Raw genomic sequence first — 19,717 nt, forward strand, 5'->3', positions numbered from 1 at the left:
CTTAACTTTAAATTAACCATAGGATGCGGAAAACCCATCTTATTATAGTAAGTCGGCTACAAAACTAAATAAATATCACAGCCAATAATATTTTTGGACGAAATTAAATTTAATTTAAAGAAATAAAACATACCTTCATTTTAATTTATGGTTAAATATAAGCGGTCAAAAATGACACTTACAGCTATAATTATTATAATTTTTTTACTAAACACCTAAAATATGCAATTCAAAAAAAGCATAGTAACATTATTAATAGGTTTATGCGCACTTAGCAAACCCCTATTCGCACAAGACAATTTAAATATGTGGTATCAATATACCATGAATGCAAAACTTGACAAAAAAAACCTGACTTTTTTCACGCAATACAGGTCTTTTGATTATGCCCCAGACCCTAGATTATTTCTAGTAGCAACAGCCCTGAACTTTGAATTGAAAAACAATATTACGCCGGGATTTGGACTTATGTATCTAAATCTACAATCTTACATAGGCGATACAGATAACAAAAGAATAAGAAATGAAATTAGACCCTACCAACAGATCTCCATTAACAATAAGATAAATAACCTATCTATATCCAATAGGTTAATCATCGAAGAACGTATTCTTAACAATCCAGATATATTCATTGTCCGTCTTCGCTATCGACTAGCCTTACGTGTACCCCTAAACAAAAGCAACAAATTCTATGCGAACCTTAGCAATGAATTAATGGTGAATGCCTACAACGCTGATTTTTATGACAGAGATAGAGTAACTGCCGTTTTAGGCTATCGTATTAAAAAATCTACTGTTATAGAATTAGGATACATTAATGAGTTGCGCAAAAATAACAACAGCGCACAATATGCTTTCGTAGGGGTTCGACAAAGTGTTGATTGGAGAAAAATAAAATAATTTACAAACGTAGTATACCACATTATAAATTTTAAATAAACACATTATGCTATCACTATTAGGATTCGGAATGATTACCATCTTTATGGTTCTCATCATGAATAAAAAAATGACCCCCTTAACTGCGCTCGTTCTTATCCCTATTATTGTCGCTACCTTGGCAGGGTTTGGTCCAGAGCTAGGCGACATGATGACAAAAGGTGTAAGGCAAATCTCCTTAACAGGGATAATGCTAATCTTTGCTATTTTATACTTTAGCTTAATGATTGACACAGGCCTCTTCGAGCCCTTAGTCAACATTATATTAAAATATGTTGGCGATAATCCTGTCAAAACAACGGTAGGAACAGCCATTTTAACAGCGATTGTATCATTAGATGGAGATGGCTCTTCAACCTACTTGATTGTAGTAGCCGCATTTTTGCCTCTATACAAAAGACAAAAAATCAATCCTTTAGTACTAACTTGTATAGTAATGCTTACAGGTGGTATAATGAATATTATACCCTGGGGAGGTCCAACAGCCAGAGCGATGAGCACGCTTTCATTAGGTCACTCTGAGTTATTTGTACCCTTAATTCCTGTTATGGCATTTGGTATTGTATGGGTGCTCATTGTATCTTATATACTTGGAAAAAAAGAAGCCAAACGAATAAGAGAGAATGTTGTCCACATAAAATACAATACTTCAGATATATTAGGAGAAGTAGATGAAACCTTAAAAAGACCTAAACTAATATTTGTGAATTTGGGTTTGACTATTGCTTTATTAGTGGTAATGATTTTAGATATTCTACCCCTATCTATATGCTTTATGATAGCGTATTGTATCGCTGCATTGATAAACTATCCACAGATAAAAGATCAAACTAAAATAATCTCTCGTCATGCAGGAAATGCATTATCTGTGGCAGGGATGATATTTGGTGCGGGAATATTCACCGGTATACTGAATGGAACAGGAATAATGCATGCAATGGGTAGCTCTGTTATAGATATAGTTCCTGATCACTTAGGAAACTATTTCACTATTATTACCGCAGTATTCAGTGGACCTTTGACATTCTTTTTAAGTAATGATGCATACTATTTCGGTATATTACCTATCATCGCAACAACAGGAGAACATCTAGGTATATCCTCTGAGCTATTAGGAAGAGCAAGTTTAATAGGACAAGCAACACACTTACTAAGCCCTCTTGTACCTTCGACCTATCTATTGGTAGCTTTAGCTGGAGTAGAATTTGGTGACCATCTTAAATTTACGTTAAAATGGGCCATTGGTTCAGGGATTGTAATGTTATTAGCTGCGATAGGATTGGGTGTAATATAAAGTATTCCAAGCCATCAGGATTACCTGTATCTTCTCAGCCTTAATGAACTCGATTTATTAACTAGAACAAAAGAGAAGGTAAGAATAATTATTACATTGAAATAAAAGAATTCGAAACACATTATAGTGAATGACCATGCCATCACAAGCACACTATTGATAAATTCTTAATAAAAAAGAAGAACCGGTTTAAAACAGGTTCTTCTTTTTTATTAAGATAAATTATATCTCTAGAAAGAGAATTTAGTCCAAGCAAATACCGACGTATTAGCACCTGTCGATGTTGTATTTCTAATTATACCACTAGCATCTGCAGGATTAATTTTTGCTGTTAACTCCGCTGGTAATAAAGTATAACTAATTGTAGCACTACCTACTCCTTTACCATCAGTAAAGTCAATCATATCACCCACTAACGAGTTTTCACCTACTTTTACCAATAGATTAGTAGTACTAGCAGTAGCTCCCCTTCTAACTTTGATGACATCTTGCATTGTCCCTGCTACTCCTGGAGTCTTAGAATTTTGTACAATAGTAATATCTTGCATCTTGAAGTTAGATTGATTTATATGATTAGAACCATTACCATCATGATTACCATCCGCTTCAACTCCTCTAGGATCAGCTTCGTTGGTCGAAAAATTAGCTGTCCATATACCATAGGCATTGGTTAATGTTCCAGTGTAGCCCTGCGTAAAATCAAACATATCATCTTCAGAATCTACAGCTAATAAATTAGTTACATCAACTGATCCTCCAAAAAATTCTATGGCATCATCTGCACTGCTTAAAATAAAGATATTACTAATTTTAGTACCATTACCTACACCATTCAAAGTCAATCCATTATGTTCTTTATCATCCGAAATATTAGATCCAGTATATTCTAAAATAACATAATCCAACACACCAGAATTATCGGCAACATCATCACCACCATATTGAATTTGATCATTAATTTCAGTACCAAAAGTACTAGGATCAGTTATATTAGCTCTTGAAAGTGGTGCTCTACCATTAATGATTAAGCCACCCCAAGCACCTGACGTTTTATCATTTGATGTAAATGTAATTGGTTTTTCTGAGGTTCCTACTGCTATTATTTTAGCGCCTCTTTCTACCAATAAGTAAGAACCTTTATCCTTAGCAACGATTGTTGTACCTGCAGGGATAGTTAATACAGCCCCTTCGCGTACAATTGTAGCCCCTTCTAAGGTAACTGTCCCAGCTTTTAGGGATTGACTCGTATTAATACTTCCTACCAAAGTCGTTAACTCCTCAGGTTGTGGCGTTAAATTAGTATCATCACTGTCTGATGAACAAGCAGTAAAGCTCAATAATGATACTGCAAAAATTCCAAATAATTTACTTTTCATCTTTATAGTTGTTAAATGATTAATTTATCTATTTCGTTACGCAATAATAGAGTTATAATATAACCTTATTATTAGGGTACTATTACTAAAATATTAAAACTTATATGACACCCCGACGCGCATGTCTACTCCTTTTTTTATGGCTTGCAGGGTAATATTATCGCCCTTGTCAGACACTCTTTCTAAACGAATATTAGGGTTCAAGATATTACGTGCTCTCAAGTTTATGCCCCAATGTTTACCGAAACTAGCATTAGAGACAAAATCTAATACAGGGATCCCTTTTTCTATTACATTCTGAAAACCATTCGTACCAATTGCATAAACGCGATCAGAGAAATAATTAAAGACAACAGTAGATGTCCATTTCACATTTTTCCCATTTAATAAATAACTAACATCAGCATTTACTAGTAAAGGAGAAGCCCCTTGTAGCTTGGAACTCCCATTATTATCGGTAAAAATAGCTTTAGGATTTTGAAGTTTTTGGGTACTATATAAGTAAGAAATATTCGCTCCTGCAGACAGTATATTTTCACCATTAGCAGTAGCGGTCGTTAACAAGTTCTTTTTGACTTCGATCTCTGCCCCTGCAATTTGCGCGGAAGAACCTACATTAAAGTAAGTCATCACATTATTACTGGACTCTACACGGGCAATTGGATTTTTTAGTTTTTTATAAAATGCGCCTACGGAGAATAATTCACCCGCAGAAGGGAATAATTCCCATTTAAGGTCAAAATTAGTATTCTCTACGGGCACAAGGTCTTTATTACCAATAATACTCCCTGTAGAAAATGTATTTCTAAAATATGCAGTCTCCACAAATTGAGGCATAGTATAGCTCAAACTTGCTGAAGCCCTTAAACTACTTTTATCTGTCAGCGCATATTTTAAATTAGCACTTGGTAAAAAATAATTCTTTTTTATTTCAGAAGGACCATCAAGTGCTGTATTGGACATATTTGTATTGTACTCGATATTTTGATATACGTTATCATAACGTAAACCTACAATTGAAGTAAGTTTCTCAGAGAACTGGTAGGTAGTCGATAAAATCCCTGAGTGCACATTTTTTTTGCCGAGATACCAATATGGTGTAAAATCAGAACCACGCCCCGTACTTAATTCAAAGCCACCATTGGCGAATGCATCCTTACCATAAATACCATCTACATCCTCAATATCGACACCGTTCAATTCGAAAGAACCATTTTTTGAATGTCCATAAATAATAGCATTAAAATCTCTTTCTACAATATTTCCATTATAACCAAATTCTACTTTTCGTGCCAGATTATTAGCATTATCAAAGTTATAAGTGGCCATCACCTTTGCATTCCATCCCTTTTCAGTAAGATCAGAATAATATCTTTCATTGAAATTCTGTGTATCATAAAGGCGATAAACTCCTGTTTGCCCCTGATCAAGCATTTCAATAGTACGACGATCAGGCTCATTACCTTTAACCAAATTGTAAGCAAGCCCTAGATCTAATTGCCACTTTTCAGTAAAATTCAATTTCGACAACAACTGATTGACAAATAAATTGTTATCTACCACTTGACTACGTCTAAAAAAACCATTATCAGAAACATCAAAAAGTTTGAACCCTATATTTCTTTCATAACTTTGAACTTGATCATTAATAAATAAAGAATTATAGGTCAATGCATGTTTTCCAAAAGAATACTTCAAATTAGCCATTGCCGTTTTTGAAATATTATATTCTGAGCGGGTAGTATTTTGGTCCAGGGAGATGGTACCGTCATTCGTCGTTTGACGAATAATACCTTCAGCATACTTATATTCGGAGTTCATAGTCCCAATTAAAAGTACATTTAAATTATTTGCCCCAACACGAAATTTCTTACCACCCAGGACAGAGAAACTTGAGTTAATTGGGGTTTCCATTTTCTGAGGATTCCAATTATTACTGAAGTCATAACTGTTTAAACTGTTAATTGGGGAAGTTCGCTCTTTCAAAGAACCGAACCAATTGGTTCCATCAACACGTTGAAAATTATCAGCTTGTATAGCTTGTGTATTAGCTCCTATTGATGCAGACACTTCCAATACGGAATTATCGTGCAATTCTTTAGATACTATATCAATATTCGCACCGCCAACATCGGCATTCAATAATGGATTAAAAGTTTTATTTACGCCTATACTTTGTATAATACCTGATCCAAAAAATTCTAATGATACATTTTTATTAATAGGATTTTCGGATGGTAGTGTCAGACCATTCAGCGTTGTACTATTATATCTATCCCCTAATCCACGTACAAAAACATTTGCACTAGATGCTGATTTTGTAACGCCACTCAACTTTGTCAATGCGCCCTGTGCATCACTTACCCCTTTACGTGAAAGTTCTTGCGCGCCTATTTTTTCAACGATCAGACTTGAGGCTTTACGCTCATTCAACAAAGCCAATTCACTTATTAAAGCACGATTGCGGGTCACTACAACCTCTTCCAGTGTGGACGATTCACGCTCTAAAATTATATTAACACTTACTGATTGTTTATTAGCTCCTTCGACAATAGTTATATCGCTATTATAGCCTAAAAAACTAGTCACAAGTTTATATTCCCCTAATTGAGGTAAAGAAATAGTAAATTCGCCATTAGCATTAGTAGAGGTAACTATATTCGTGTTAGCAACAGAAATAGTAACTCCAGCCATAGGCTTCATCGTTTCTACATCAATAACTCTACCGATAATATCAAATGAGGTCGAAAGACTCTCGCTTACTACCTTCTCTGAAACATTATGGATGGAATTGGTAGATATATCTGCCTCAACCATAGTTATACCTTGAGCCGTTTGAGCGATAGTAACCAAATTCATTAATACACATGGTATTATCAAATTTGTCTTTTTCTTATCTAGTTTTAGTTTCAACTTGTATTAATTTTAATTTAACACAAAGCTAATTGAGCAGGGTTAACTAATTATTATATAGGCATTACTAAATATTAAAGCTAATGTTAAAGAGATGTTAATAGAATAAATTTAAAAACTGAAACCGCTTAAAATTTAAGTTAAAATTAAATGAACGAAGATTTAAAATTAACTCTACATTACGTCAACACATAGGCGTAACATAAACACTACATTTTATTAATCACAAGAATTCAACTACTATTTCAAAGAAGAATAATTAAATTGCGGTATTATATTAAAATCGAAACATAATGTCAGAAATTATTGTTCAAGCAAAGAACTTAACATTCCAGTATCAGAACAGTGATCAATATTTCTCTTTTAAAGATATCAAGATAAAGAAAGGAGATCATACATTATTAAGCCCTCTTGTACCTTCGACCTATCTATTGGTAGCTTTAGCTGGAGTAGAGTTTGGAGACCATCTTAAATTTACGTTAAAATCGGCCATTGGTTCAGGGATTGTAATGTTATTAGCTGCGATAGGATTGGGTGTAATATAAACTGATACGACATAAATAACCCTACATTATTTATAACTGTAGGGTTATTTATTATGAAACTACAATCTGATAACTATCCTTAAAATCATTTTTATCTAAAAAAAATTATTGCTTGAAACTTCCTATTAAAAAAAATGACTATAATTCATAAATAAATATTGAAGTATCAACAATTATTATAACTACTACAAGTCAACACATTAACTACAAACCGCAATTACATCTATAGTGCTTTATTGAATATATAGTACCTCTCCATTAAAAAAAAAGTAAAAGTATTTATCAAAAATATATTACTTACATGACCATAACCTCTAACATGTAAACTACAATATTAGAGTTATTAAAATGTATATCCTTCAGATAATCATGTCCAAAAAAATTAAAAACTAAACTGCCCAAACAGAAAGCAATCATGAGAAAAGTCTAAAAGCATAAAAAATCAACTTTTCAACCGTTTATAAACTTCAAGTTAACGCATGTTAACATTTAAATAATATAATTAACCAAAAGTATTAATAACAACTTCATATATAGCTAACACTACATACTTATATTGTAGTGAATAATTTAAATATATGAAATCTATAAAATCAAGATTAACACTAAATACAATATTATTTCTTTTTGTGGTAACAACTGTTTACGGGCAAACTGGAGTAATAAATGGAACCATTAAAAATAATCTATCTCAAGAGGTTATTAATGGAGTCACTATAAGAATTGTAGGAACATCTCAAGCCGTATCATCAAATCATTTAGGAAATTTTGAAATCCAAAAAATTGAACCAGGCATTTATAATTTACAAATTTCTTCCCTTACCTATCAAACTCTATTGATAGAAGATTTGAAAGTAGAGGCAGATAAAATACAAACCCTACATTTAGAACTCAGCCCCAAAGCCGAATCCAGCATTGAAGAGGTGGTTATCAGTGCTACTAGGCTCCACAATACGAATATGGCAGTACTTACAGAGATTAAAGCTGCACATCAAGTAGTGAGTGGAATTTCACAACAACAAATAAAAATGTCACAAGATAGGGATGCTGCCCAAGTAATGAGTCGTATTCCCGGACTTACTATTATAGACAATCGATTCGCAATGATTCGTGGCATTCCGGAACGCTACAATCAAGTAATGCTTAATAATGCTATTGCTCCCAGTACAGAAATAGATATACGTACATTTTCATTTGATTTAATTCCTAGTGCTGTCCTCGAGCGAATGATGATATACAAATCTGGTTCTCCAGAAAACCCAGGTGATTTTTCGGGAGGGCTAATTAAAGTATATACAAATAGTGCTTCAAGTGAAAACTTTACTACCTTTTCTATAGGTTCAAATTATAGAGTAAATACCACCTTTAAGCCTTATGTATACAATAGAACATCATCTACTGATTTTTTAGGATTCGATGATGGTTCGCGCAAATTGCCCAAAGGATTTCCTACGGAAAATATTCGTAGCCTTCCCAATAGCTCTACTGTCCGAACTGAAGCACCAAAGCTATTAAACAACGATCTGTCCTACAATACGACCAGCACAATACCTGACATTAATTTTGGTTTCAATATGGGTCGCAGCTGGAACATCAGCAAATCAAAGCGCTTAAGTATGCTTTCGGCTATAAATTATGCCCAATCTTACCAATATTATACCCGCGATTTTTTACGTTATGAAAAGCAAGATCCTTCAGATTTTGGGATGATTGCACCGCCACGTTTCAAATATATTGACGAACGTTATGAAAAAGAAAATCGTATAGGCTTATTAAGCAATTGGGCCCTTATTATTGATCCCTTTAATAAAATCGAATTTAAAAACCTATTTAATCAAATAGGTGAAAATATCACTATTCTACGCAATGGGCGCGACTTTGTACAACATGGCAACCAAGATCGTCGCAATTATATGTACGAATATAGAGCACGTTCTATTTATTCGGGGCAACTAGAAGGGATCCATCGCTTTGATGGAGGATTGACAAGTATAAACTGGGTGGTTGGGAGTAACTATTTGAAAGAAAATCAGCCTGATTTACGTCGTTTCCGAACAACCCAACTTAACGAGGAGTCAAATCAGTATAACATGGAGTTACCACCGAGTTCCAACCTATTTGATACGGGGCGATATTTCGGCAGATTGAAAGAGATAGGGGTTAATAATAGTACTAGCGTCGAGCATCAATTTGGCGGTAGCCTAGAAAATCCTATCCTATTAAAAACGGGTTACCTTGTAGAATACCGAAAGAGAGATTTTGGATCACGATATTTTAGCTACAAAGCTGGTAGTGATGCTATGTCAGATGACTTAAACAGACTAATCATTTTACCTTTAAATCAGATATTTGCGGATAACAATTTTAGACAAGATGGTTTTATAACAGAAGAAGGTACTAATCCCATAGACAGCTATAATGGAACCAGCCTATTATCAGCCGTTTTCTTTGGTGCCACAGTCCCTGTAGGCAATTTTACTTTGGTCGGTGGATTTCGAGGAGAATACAATAACTTAAAACTAAGTTCACATGATGCAGCTGGTAATCCTATAGAAGTAAATAATAAATTATTTACTCCCCTAGCATACTTGAATATTGACTATTCAATAGGAGATCTTCAAAAAATAAGATTTGCTTATGGCCGCTCGGTAAATCGGCCTGAATTCAGAGAGGTTGCTCCTTTCTTATTTTATGATTTTGAACTTGATGCCAATAGAAATGGTAACCCAAACCTAAAAACTGCTACAATAAATAATTTCGATGCCCGTTACGAGATTTATCCTCGTAGAGGAGAAACGATAAGTATTGGAGGTTTTTACAAAAGTTTTAAAGATCCCATTGAAACTGTTGTCATTCTTCAGAGTGAAAGTCAAGCTTTCACACTGACCAATGCAGACCAAGCATTTAGTTATGGTGCAGAACTAGAAATACGCAAATCATTTCGTGGTTATACAGAAAGTAAATTTATTGACAAATTGAGCATTAACTTAAATGCTTCCTATATACAGTCAGAAGTTAACTATGGCAATACGGTAAATGAAACCGTCCAAGACGCGAGGCGACCTCTACAAGGTCAGTCTCCATATATTGCGAATGCCATTCTTCATTACCACGATGAAAAAAAAGGATGGAATATTAGCGCAGCATACAATACTATAGGTCCACGCATATATGCTATCGGTAATGTAGATTTCCCAACAGTCTATGAACTTCCTAGACATGCTTTAGATCTCACAATAAGTAAGAATATCAACAAGACCATGACGTTGAAGCTAGGCATTCAAGACGTATTAAATTCGCCATACATATTCTATCAAGATACAAATAGAGATAGAAAAATAGATAAAAACAATGACGACTTAATCATGAGATACAATCGAGGCACTTTGTTTACAACAACATTCACATATAGCCTAAAATAATAAGTTAAAGAACAGTAAACCAAAAACGAAAATGAAAAAATCACAGAAAATTACTAAAAAAATGATTACTGGTAGTGCATTAGCCATTGGCATACTGCTATCAAGCTGTAACAGCAATAGTATTATTGAACCTGATAATAATGGCGAAAATAATGCCAATGACGTAACGGTACTCCAAGGAAATATTTCTACTCGTACATTGACTGCTACAAATAAATACCTAGTAAAAGGACAGGTATTTGTACGTGAAGGGCAAACATTGACAATAGAGCCCGGAACAGTTATACTAGGTGAAAAAGCTTCAAAAGGCACTTTAGTTATAGATCGTGGTGCCAAGATCATGGCCCAAGGAACAAGGGAAAGACCTATTATTATGACCTCAAATCAAGCCCCTGGTGACCGTGACAAGGGAGATTGGGGCGGTCTTGTTATACTTGGCTATGCACGTGTTAACCTAGTTGAACCTGCTATTGAAGGAATCACACCTGCAGTTATTTATGGTGGTGAAGATGATACAGACAACAGTGGCGTAATGGAATATCTTCGTGTTGAATTTGCAGGTATTGAACTAACAGCAAATAATGAAACAAATGGTATTACATTAGGAGGAGTTGGTAATGGGACAAAGTTTGAAAACATCCAAGTATCATATGGCGGTGACGATGGTATTGAATGGTTTGGGGGCTCAGTAAACGGCAAAAATATGGTTGTTTTTGCAACATGGGATGACTGTTTCGATATTGACAATGGTTTCTCTGGAAAATTACAATTCGGACTAGCGATTCGTTATCCAAGTCATGCCGATCAATCTGAATCTAATGGTCTAGAATGGGATACGGATGGACAGAATGACCTTTCACGCTTTAAGACACGGGCTGTAGCTACAAACTTCACCGTTATAGGACCTGCGATTGATGGCAATAGCTACAGTGGTAATTTCAAACAATCTATAGATTTACGCCGCAATATCTCAGGATCAATATTTAACTCTGTATTCGTAGGCTATCCTACCGCCTTTAGATTTAATCACCAATCAGCAGCTAACAATTATTTAGGATCAACCCCAACAGGCGTTATTGAAAATAACATCTTCTATGCGAGAACGACAGCCGTAGCAATTGGCTCTAATGTAAGCACAACTACAGTTTCAGATATTACAACCTACCTCACGGATAATGGCAATACACTAAGGTTAACAGATGCCTCGGCTGATTATAGTGCTTTGGGCATAAATCCAAATTTATTTTTCAATACAAGATTAAGAACAGAATATCAAAAAAATCCAAATTTCGCTGTTACCACAGGTTCCATTACTTCAGGGGCAAGGTTTACAAACACTAAATTTACAGAGGCAGAAGCCGCAGACAATTGGAGGTTTGATAGAACTGTAGCCTACCTAGGTGCATTTGGTACAACGGACTGGACACAGGGATGGACTAATTTTGACCCTATCAATCAAGTTTACTAATTAAATAATGATGCAGGGATACTAGCAATTAGTATCCTTGCTTTTTTTATCAAAAACGATATTAATAAAAAGGCATGAAGCATATATTTCTATTAGCAGTACTTTCCTTTTTAGTAGCAAGCTGCGCAAACACAGATAAGTACTCTCCAGACAACAACATTTCAATCATCAAACAAGATTCTTTCAAATACGAAATTGTCAGATTTGTGGGCAAACTCCCTAAAAGAGCTACCCATGAAAATAAATTTGAACAGAAGTATGATGAAGCCTATAGTATGATGGCAAACTCAATGACACTAACCAAATACTATGTGAACCCAAAAGACAACTATATATACTTTGAAATAAGCCGTATTGCACCAAGTATTCACGAACGTTATGTTGCTACAGGAGGTCGCCTCAAAAAAAATAGTAATGGTACTATTATTACATATGAGGAAATCTATCGTACATGGAAATTAGATAAATCAAAGCTGAAAAAGAAAAGCGATATTTTCTTTGACTATATCGTTAATGGTAAAGATCTTTCCGAATTCTATACCGCAAAAATTGGCGACACAGAGCATATTGAATTTCCTGACGAACAGACATTTTTCAATATAAATACCAGACGATGGGAAATGAAAGCATCCAAGATATTATAATATAAAAAGTAATACAATAGATAATTTTACCAAAGACAGCTTTAATCTATTATAGTTGTCTTTGTTTGTAATGCCTTTTTGACTAAAAATATTCTTTTTAAAACACAATTTATGGTATTTTGGCATAAATCTTTGTACATGGATAATCTATTACTAAAAACAGAAAATTTAAGCTTTGGCTATTCCAAATCCATACCACCTATTGTATTTAAAGACCTTCAAATAGCTGTCGGTAACCATTTACTCTTATTAGGTAATTCGGGGACAGGAAAAACTACGCTTCTTAATCTTCTCAGTGGTTTATCAAAGCCTACACAAGGAAAAGTATGGATAAACAATATTGATATATACGAACTTCAATCGAGTAAATTAGATACTTTCCGTGGCCAACATATAGGGTTTATATTTCAGGAGGCACACCTTATCAAAAATCTTACGATTGAGGAAAATATCCGCTTAGCACAGAATCTTGCTAAGAAAAAAGAAAACAAAGAAGCCGTCTTAGAAGTATTAGAAAAGGTTCAACTAAAAGATAAAGCCAATAGTTATCCTGACGAATTAAGTCGAGGTCAACTACAACGTGCTGCCATAGCAAGGGCAGTAATCAATGGCCCAATGCTATTAGTTGCAGACGAACCCACAGCAGCACTAGATGATACCAACACCCAGCTCGTGTTAGATTTATTATTACAGACAGCATCGACATATGGCGCTACACTCTTGATAGCAACACATGACAAAAGAATTAAAGATCATTTTGCTAACACTTACCAACTATAATCCATGAATACTTTATCTTTAGTTTGGAAAAATATAATACGTGAATTTGGCTCAACCATTTTAAGTGTTTTGCTTACAGCATTTGGTATTGCTATACTAATTGTTATTTATATATCCGGAGACACCTTTGAGAAACAGCTTACAAATAACACAAAAAATATAGATTTGGTAGTTGGAGCAAAAGGAAGCCCCCTTCAACTTATTCTGAGCTCACTTTATCATGTAGATAATCCTACGGGAAATATCCCTCTAACCGAAGCCAATAAGATAGCAGACAATCCTTTAATAGATTTAGCTGTTCCTATATCTTTAGGGGACAATTACAAAGGGCATAGAATCATCGGTACAGATGCTAATTATCTAGCGCTATATGATCTTAAAATAAAAGATGGTCATATTTGGAAAGCGTCATTTGAGGTTGTAATAGGTGCTGAGGTGGCACGAAAAAACAACTTAAAATTGGGAGATGAAATACATAGTGCACATGGTCTATCTCCTGAAGCACATCTGCATGAAGAACATCCTTTTAAAGTGGTAGGTATACTCGCTCCCTCAAATTCCGTAGTAGACAACTTAATCTTAACAAATTTAGCTAGCGTTTGGGATGTCCATGGAATCGAACACGATGATGAGCATATACATGACGATCATTCGGACCATGACCATGACCACCCACATCCTCATACTCATACTCCAATCGTAGGAGCGCCTCATGACCACAGTGACCACAGTGACCATGTAGGCGAAGCGAAGGATACAACACTAGGATCAGCTCATGTACATGAACATGAGGAACAGCATGATTCCCATGATCATGATACTACATTAGTAGCGAACAATGGCCATGCGGATCATATTGTGGCTAAAGATAGTAATACGAATACGGAAGAATTTGTAAGTGAAAAACCAATGGCTAGTGGATTTATCAAAACTATTGGCCAAGATATGCTAGCAGACCAAGGACTAGAAATCACCGCATTACTGATAAGATACGCCTCCCCAGCAGCCATTAGTGTTATCCCAAGATTAGTAAATCAGAGCACCAATATGCAAGCAGCATCACCTGCAATAGAAAGCTCTCGAATATTCTCTTTATTAGGGGTAGGTTTAGATTCATTAGAAATATTGGCTTATGCCATCATGGTTATCGCAGCACTTAGTGTATTTATTAGTTTGTACAATGCATTGAAAAAACGCAAACACGATTTAGCCATCATGCGTACTATGGGTGCTAGCCAAACTAAACTTTTCACTTTAATCATAGTCGAAGGATTAATAATTACCTTAATCGGAGGAATAATAGGCTTAGTATTAGGCCACCTTATATTAGCTTATATAAGTACACAAACAAGTCAAAGTGCAGATTTTATTAATGCATTTACATTCTATCCCTTTGAGTTAATCATATTACTAGGCGCAATTTCAATAGGTATAATAGCGGCATTAATACCGGCATTTAAAGCTTATAATACAACAATTTCAAAAACGTTATCTTCAAAATAATGAAAAAACTAATATTACTATTTACGCTTACATTCAGCTATGCCTTATCAAATGCACAAATTGGAAGTAACTTAAATTTTTCGAATACACCTGATCATACCCCCATGATGAATAGCACTTGGGAGGCTATTGATAAAATGATGTATAAAGTCACAACCGAAGGAAATAAGAAAGTATATACACCACACTACCCTGCAGAATTAAAGAAATTAGAGAATAAAATAGTGCAATTACCAGGGTATTTGGTCCCACTTAATAGCGGAAGAAATCATAGTACGTTTATGTTATCTGTCTTACCAGTTGCACAATGTCAATTTTGTGGAACAAATGGAATTCCACCAATGGTAGAAATATTCTTAAAAAAAGGGACGATAAAATTTACGGAAGAACCTATAAAAATTAAGGGGAAAATGGTTTTCAATCCTCAACCCCTAAAAGGCAATTCTGAAATACAAATAGTTGATGCTGAAGTTATAAAATAACAGCCTAACGATTTAATAAAGCCACTTCTAAGACAGCAGCTAGCGCTGCTGTTTCTGTTCTAAGACGAGATTCTCCTAATGATAAGGGTATAAATCCGGCCTGTAAAGCTTGTGCTATCTCATTATCAGAGAAATCACCTTCTGGGCCGATCAATATTAAGTACTTCTCCCCTTTTTGGAAAGAGGTATTAATAAATTTCTTATCCGCATCTACACAATGTGCAATACCTTTGTTCACATCCAAATTTTCAATTGAGGATATAAATTTAGAAAAAGTAACTGCAGGATTAATTTTGGGAATATATGCTTTCAACGATTGTTTAGCAGCGGCAATAGCTACTTTTTCTAATCGTTCTACTTTGACCTCTTTACGTTCAGAGCGGGCACATATAACCGGCGTAAATTCGTGTAAACCAATCTCAGTAGCTTTCTCCAAGAACCATTCTATACGTTCAATATTTTTAGTTGGAGCGACCGCCATATGCACTTGAAAAGATGTTTGTCCATATTGCTGGGTAACTTCTAAAACTTTCAAGCTCGTACGCTTAGGGTGCGGTTCAATGATCTCCGTCTTATACAAACCACCGCGCCCATCGATCAAATGAATAATATCATTCGCCTGAAGGCGTAATACACGTACAGCATGCTTACTTTCTTCTTCACTTAATAAAAAAGAGCTATGATGTGCTTCTATTTCAGGAGTATAAAATAATAACATTAATTAGATTTTGGATCGTGTGGAGTTTCAATCAAATCAAATTTGACGAACTCGATATTTTGTTGTGTTTTCTTCATGACGATCAGGTTATACCCAAATGCTTCCATAGAATCACCCACATCAGGGATCTTCTCAAAGACATCACTTACTAAACCAGCAATAGTATCATAATCAGAGCTCTCTGGCAACTCTAAAGGTAAAAAACCATTAGCATCATGGATATTAGCCCCTGCATCGACCATATATTCCGTTTCAGATATACGTTCTACCAAAGGTACTTCTTCGTCATACTCATCTTGAATCTCCCCTACTAATTCTTCAACAATATCTTCCAGCGTAACCATACCTGAAGTTCCACCAAACTCATCCAATACAAAAGCAATTTGAATGCGCTTCAATTGAAACTCCGTCATCAAATCGTTAATCTTCTTAGTTTCCGGAACAAAATAAGGCTTACGCATTATTTTCTTAAGAACAACCTCTTCACCTTTAAAAAGCAACGGTAATACATCTTTAGTATGTACTACACCAACAATCTGATCTATATTATCTTCATAAAGGGGTATTCTAGAATAACCTTCTTCAGTAACTGTTTTTATAAACTCATCAGCTTTATCTGTAACCTCCACTGCTACAATTTTTGTACGTGGCACCATTATATTCTTTACGATACGCTCGTTGAAGTCAAAAACATTTTTGATCAATTCATGCTCTGAAGTATTTAAAGCTCCAGACTCCTTGCCTTTTTCTAATAAATATTGTAACTCTTCAGAAGAATGGGCAGATTCACTAGGGTGTGGTTCTATACCTATTAATTTTAACAGAAAATTAGCTAAACCATTAAATATAAAAATTAAAGGCATTAGTAAGTAATAAAAAATACGCAGTGGTACTGCGATTTTCATTGTTGTCGCTACAGGCTTTTGGATAGCAATTGATTTAGGTGCCAATTCACCTAATACTACGTGCAATAGCGTAATAGTACCAAAAGCGATAGCAAATCCTAATCCCTTCGACCAACTTGTAGTGATATCAACGTCAAAGTAAGAAAAAGCGGAAAAAATAATTTTGCCCATAGCTTTCTCACCTATCCACCCTAAACCTAATGAAGCTAATGTAATACCTAGCTGCGTAGCAGCTAGGTATTTATCCAAATGGTCCGTGATATTTTTGGCTATTTTAGCGACTTTGCCTCCAGATTTAGCTTGCAACTCTATTTGAGATGCTCTAACTTTTACAATAGCAAATTCTGCAGCTACGAAAAAACCATTAGCAAATACGAGTAATAAGGTCCAAAATATATCAAGTGCCATATAGGTTATTTATTTCTAATTTCTGTGTTATAAAGTTCAATGCTCTCTTTAAGGATATTTTGCGCATATTCACGACCATGTAATCCTTCGATAATAACACTTTTTCCTTCTAAAGCTTTATATGATTCAAAAAATTGAACGATTTCCTTCATTGTATGAGGAGGCAATTCAGAGATATCATTAATATAATTAACAGACATATCATTTTTTGCAACAGCGATAATTTTATCGTCTTGCTCGCCACCATCAACCATATGCATAACGCCAATGATTTTAGCCTCGATCATTGTCATTGGATATACGTCCGCTGAACAGATTACTAATATATCTAATGGATCTTTATCATCACAATAAGTTTGCGGGATAAATCCATAGTTAGCGGGGTACATAACAGACGAATATAATACGCGATCTAATTTCACTAAACCACTTTCTTTATCTATTTCATATTTTGCTTTTGATCCGTTAGGGATTTCAATAATAGCATTCACTGTATTTGGCAAATCCTCACCTGGAGATACCTGATGCCAAGGATGTTGTGTACTCATTAATTTTAAACTGTTTATTTTGTTTTTTGTTTTCTATTGTTCATCGTGCGCTTCAATACGCCAATTACGATAGGTAAAAATGCAACGGCAATTAAACCTATTATAATATACTCTACATAATCTATAATTCCGGGAAAAAACTCTCCCAAGAAATAACCTGTTAATGTTAATCCAGAAACCCATATTAAAGCCCCTACAACATTATAAACAAGAAATTTCTTAAAATCTAATTTTACTACCCCTGCAAATATTGGCGCAAATGTACGAATAATAGGAACAAAGCGACCAATCACAAGAGCTCTTCCACCATATTTCTGATAAAATTCTTCCGCCATCATCACGTATTCTTTCTTAAATATCAAAGAATCTTGTTTCTTAAATAACATAGGGCCAGTTCGATACCCAAACCAATAGCCTACTAAATTACCTAGAATACCTGACACTAAGATTCCAGAAAACATTTCTACAATAGTCACATCAATTTTTCCTAATGCACAAAATAATCCTGCAAGGAATAGCAAATAATCACCTGGTAAAAAAAAACCAAAAAAAAGTCCTGTTTCAGCAAATACAATCAAACAAACAATATAGAATCCACCGTGGCTAAGTAAATACTCAGGATCCATTAATTGTTGGAAAGTCATTAAAAAATCATGCATGTTTTAATCTTAAGGTAAGCGAATAATAGTTACATTTTAGCACTAGTAGTAATAACCAAAATAGCATTACGAATTTCTGTGGCTATTTTATCCATTTCTATTGCAGAAAGCGACAATTTAGGTTTTTCAAAATTCATATCACTAACGGTATTCAAAGGTATTAGATGGATATGTGCATGAGCAACTTCTAATCCAACGACAGCGACGCCTACTTTAGGACAAGACATCACCTTTTTAATACCCTGAGAAACAATTTTAGCAAAGATCCACATACTTTGATATTCCTCATCATCAATATCAAATATATAATCTGTTTCTTTCTTAGGAATTACCAATACATGCCCACGAGTAAGTGGAGCTATATCTAAAAAAGCCAAAAAATCGTTACTCTCAGCAACTTTATATGCTGGAATTTCTCCTGAAATAATTTTACTAAATATTGTAGACATAAATCTATCAATTTGAATATGGGCAAATATAATAAAAAGTTGCAAGACTGCCTCTTAATATCTCTTACGTTTTCTTATTAAAACAAAAGGAACTTACACTTTAGTGCAAGCTCCTTTTATAATATATTTTTGTATGAGCGGTTATGGCATACCGCTCATAACCTATTCATAAATTATCGTGAAATATCTAAAATTTCTAATTCAATTTGACCAGCAGGTACTGTTACCACTGCTATATCACCTACAGACTTACCTAACAAACCTTGCGCTATTGGAGATTTAACGGATATTTTTCCAGACTTCAAATCAGCTTCCGTTTCAGACACTAATTGATAGGTCATCTCCGCTCCACTTTTCACATTTTTGATCTTAACGATAGAAAGAGCTAATACTTTTGACAAATCTAATTTCGATTCATCGATCAAACGTGCACTAGCGTAAACCCCTTCTAATTTTGAGATTTTAGCTTCGTGTAATCCCTGCGCCTCTTTTGCAGCATCATATTCTGCATTTTCTGACAAGTCACCCTTATCTCTCGCTTCAGCAATAGCATTTGCGATCTTAAGTCTACCTTCAGTTTTTAAATACTGTAATTCTTCCTTTAGCTTAGCTAATCCTTCTTCTGTGTAATAAGTTACTTCTGCCATAATTTTAATATTAA

17 protein-coding genes are annotated in these 19,717 nt (G+C 34.7%); 9 read left to right on the top strand and 8 right to left on the bottom strand.

Annotated features, from left to right (window positions below; genetic code table 11):
- Positions 1–222 precede the first annotated feature (222 nt).
- On the top strand, positions 223–903 hold the full coding sequence (locus tag IP023_RS02535; RefSeq protein ID WP_241788673.1) for a DUF2490 domain-containing protein: 681 nt from the start codon (positions 223–225) through the stop codon (positions 901–903).
- Between the two features lie 46 nt (positions 904–949).
- Positions 950–2,236, top strand: coding sequence for a CitMHS family transporter (locus IP023_RS02540; protein ID WP_241788674.1), 1,287 nt, complete (start codon positions 950–952; stop codon positions 2,234–2,236).
- Between the two features lie 230 nt (positions 2,237–2,466).
- Here IP023_RS02540 and IP023_RS02545 read toward each other — a convergent pair whose 3' ends face one another.
- Together IP023_RS02545 and IP023_RS02550 are read right to left on the bottom strand one after the other, a co-directional pair.
- Positions 2,467–3,612, bottom strand: coding sequence for a hypothetical protein (locus IP023_RS02545; RefSeq protein ID WP_241788675.1), 1,146 nt, complete (start codon positions 3,610–3,612; stop codon positions 2,467–2,469).
- A 93-nt stretch (positions 3,613–3,705) separates the two neighbouring features.
- Entirely contained in the window at positions 3,706–6,471 is a 2,766-nt protein-coding gene (locus tag IP023_RS02550) for a TonB-dependent receptor (RefSeq protein WP_241788676.1), read from the bottom strand.
- Between the two features lie 347 nt (positions 6,472–6,818).
- On the opposite strand from IP023_RS02550, the gene IP023_RS02555 reads away from it, so the two are divergent.
- The 7 genes from IP023_RS02555 (at position 6,819) to IP023_RS02585 (ending at position 15,369) form a co-directional block, all read left to right on the top strand.
- Positions 6,819–7,070 carry a hypothetical protein gene (locus tag IP023_RS02555; RefSeq protein WP_241788742.1) on the top strand — a complete coding sequence of 84 codons (252 nt, stop codon included), beginning with the start codon at positions 6,819–6,821 and terminating at the stop codon, positions 7,068–7,070.
- Positions 7,071–7,648: 578 nt separating this feature from the next.
- Positions 7,649–10,492, top strand: coding sequence for a TonB-dependent receptor (locus IP023_RS02560; RefSeq protein ID WP_241788677.1), 2,844 nt, complete (start codon positions 7,649–7,651; stop codon positions 10,490–10,492).
- Positions 10,493–10,523: 31 nt separating this feature from the next.
- Positions 10,524–11,960: a hypothetical protein gene (locus IP023_RS02565; protein WP_241788678.1), complete on the top strand. Its 1,437-nt coding sequence runs from the start codon at positions 10,524–10,526 to the stop codon at positions 11,958–11,960.
- Between the two features lie 74 nt (positions 11,961–12,034).
- Positions 12,035–12,604, top strand: a complete 570-nt coding sequence (locus IP023_RS02570; protein WP_241788679.1) for a hypothetical protein — start codon at positions 12,035–12,037, stop codon at positions 12,602–12,604.
- A gap of 138 nt (positions 12,605–12,742) precedes the next feature.
- Positions 12,743–13,384, top strand: a complete 642-nt coding sequence (locus IP023_RS02575; RefSeq protein WP_241788680.1) for an ABC transporter ATP-binding protein — start codon at positions 12,743–12,745, stop codon at positions 13,382–13,384.
- A gap of 3 nt (positions 13,385–13,387) precedes the next feature.
- Positions 13,388–14,887 carry an ABC transporter permease gene (locus IP023_RS02580; protein WP_241788681.1) on the top strand — a complete coding sequence of 500 codons (1,500 nt, stop codon included), beginning with the start codon at positions 13,388–13,390 and terminating at the stop codon, positions 14,885–14,887.
- Positions 14,887–15,369, top strand: coding sequence for a hypothetical protein (locus IP023_RS02585; RefSeq protein ID WP_241788682.1), 483 nt, complete (start codon positions 14,887–14,889; stop codon positions 15,367–15,369). The genes IP023_RS02580 and IP023_RS02585 overlap by 1 nt, the downstream gene beginning before the upstream one ends.
- Positions 15,370–15,373: 4 nt before the next feature.
- Here IP023_RS02585 and IP023_RS02590 read toward each other — a convergent pair whose 3' ends face one another.
- From IP023_RS02590 to greA, 6 genes are all read right to left on the bottom strand, one after another.
- Positions 15,374–16,087: a 16S rRNA (uracil(1498)-N(3))-methyltransferase gene (locus tag IP023_RS02590; RefSeq protein WP_241788683.1), complete on the bottom strand. Its 714-nt coding sequence runs from the start codon at positions 16,085–16,087 to the stop codon at positions 15,374–15,376.
- Positions 16,087–17,400, bottom strand: a complete 1,314-nt coding sequence (locus IP023_RS02595; protein WP_241788684.1) for a hemolysin family protein — start codon at positions 17,398–17,400, stop codon at positions 16,087–16,089. The genes IP023_RS02590 and IP023_RS02595 overlap by 1 nt, the downstream gene beginning before the upstream one ends.
- 5 nt (positions 17,401–17,405) lie before the next feature.
- On the bottom strand, positions 17,406–17,948 hold the full coding sequence (locus tag IP023_RS02600; protein ID WP_241788685.1) for an inorganic diphosphatase: 543 nt from the start codon (positions 17,946–17,948) through the stop codon (positions 17,406–17,408).
- Between the two features lie 14 nt (positions 17,949–17,962).
- A complete protein-coding gene (locus IP023_RS02605; RefSeq protein WP_241788686.1) occupies positions 17,963–18,607 on the bottom strand; it encodes a DedA family protein in 645 nt (214 codons plus the stop codon).
- A gap of 29 nt (positions 18,608–18,636) precedes the next feature.
- Positions 18,637–19,056: an HIT family protein gene (locus IP023_RS02610; protein ID WP_241788687.1), complete on the bottom strand. Its 420-nt coding sequence runs from the start codon at positions 19,054–19,056 to the stop codon at positions 18,637–18,639.
- 173 nt (positions 19,057–19,229) lie between these two features.
- Entirely contained in the window at positions 19,230–19,703 is a 474-nt protein-coding gene (gene greA, locus IP023_RS02615; RefSeq protein ID WP_241788688.1) for a transcription elongation factor GreA, read from the bottom strand.
- Between the last annotated feature and the right edge of the window lie 14 nt (positions 19,704–19,717).

The organism is Sphingobacterium rhinopitheci (assembly GCF_022627575.1).
GTDB classification, from domain to species: Bacteria; Bacteroidota; Bacteroidia; order Sphingobacteriales; family Sphingobacteriaceae; genus Sphingobacterium; species Sphingobacterium rhinopitheci.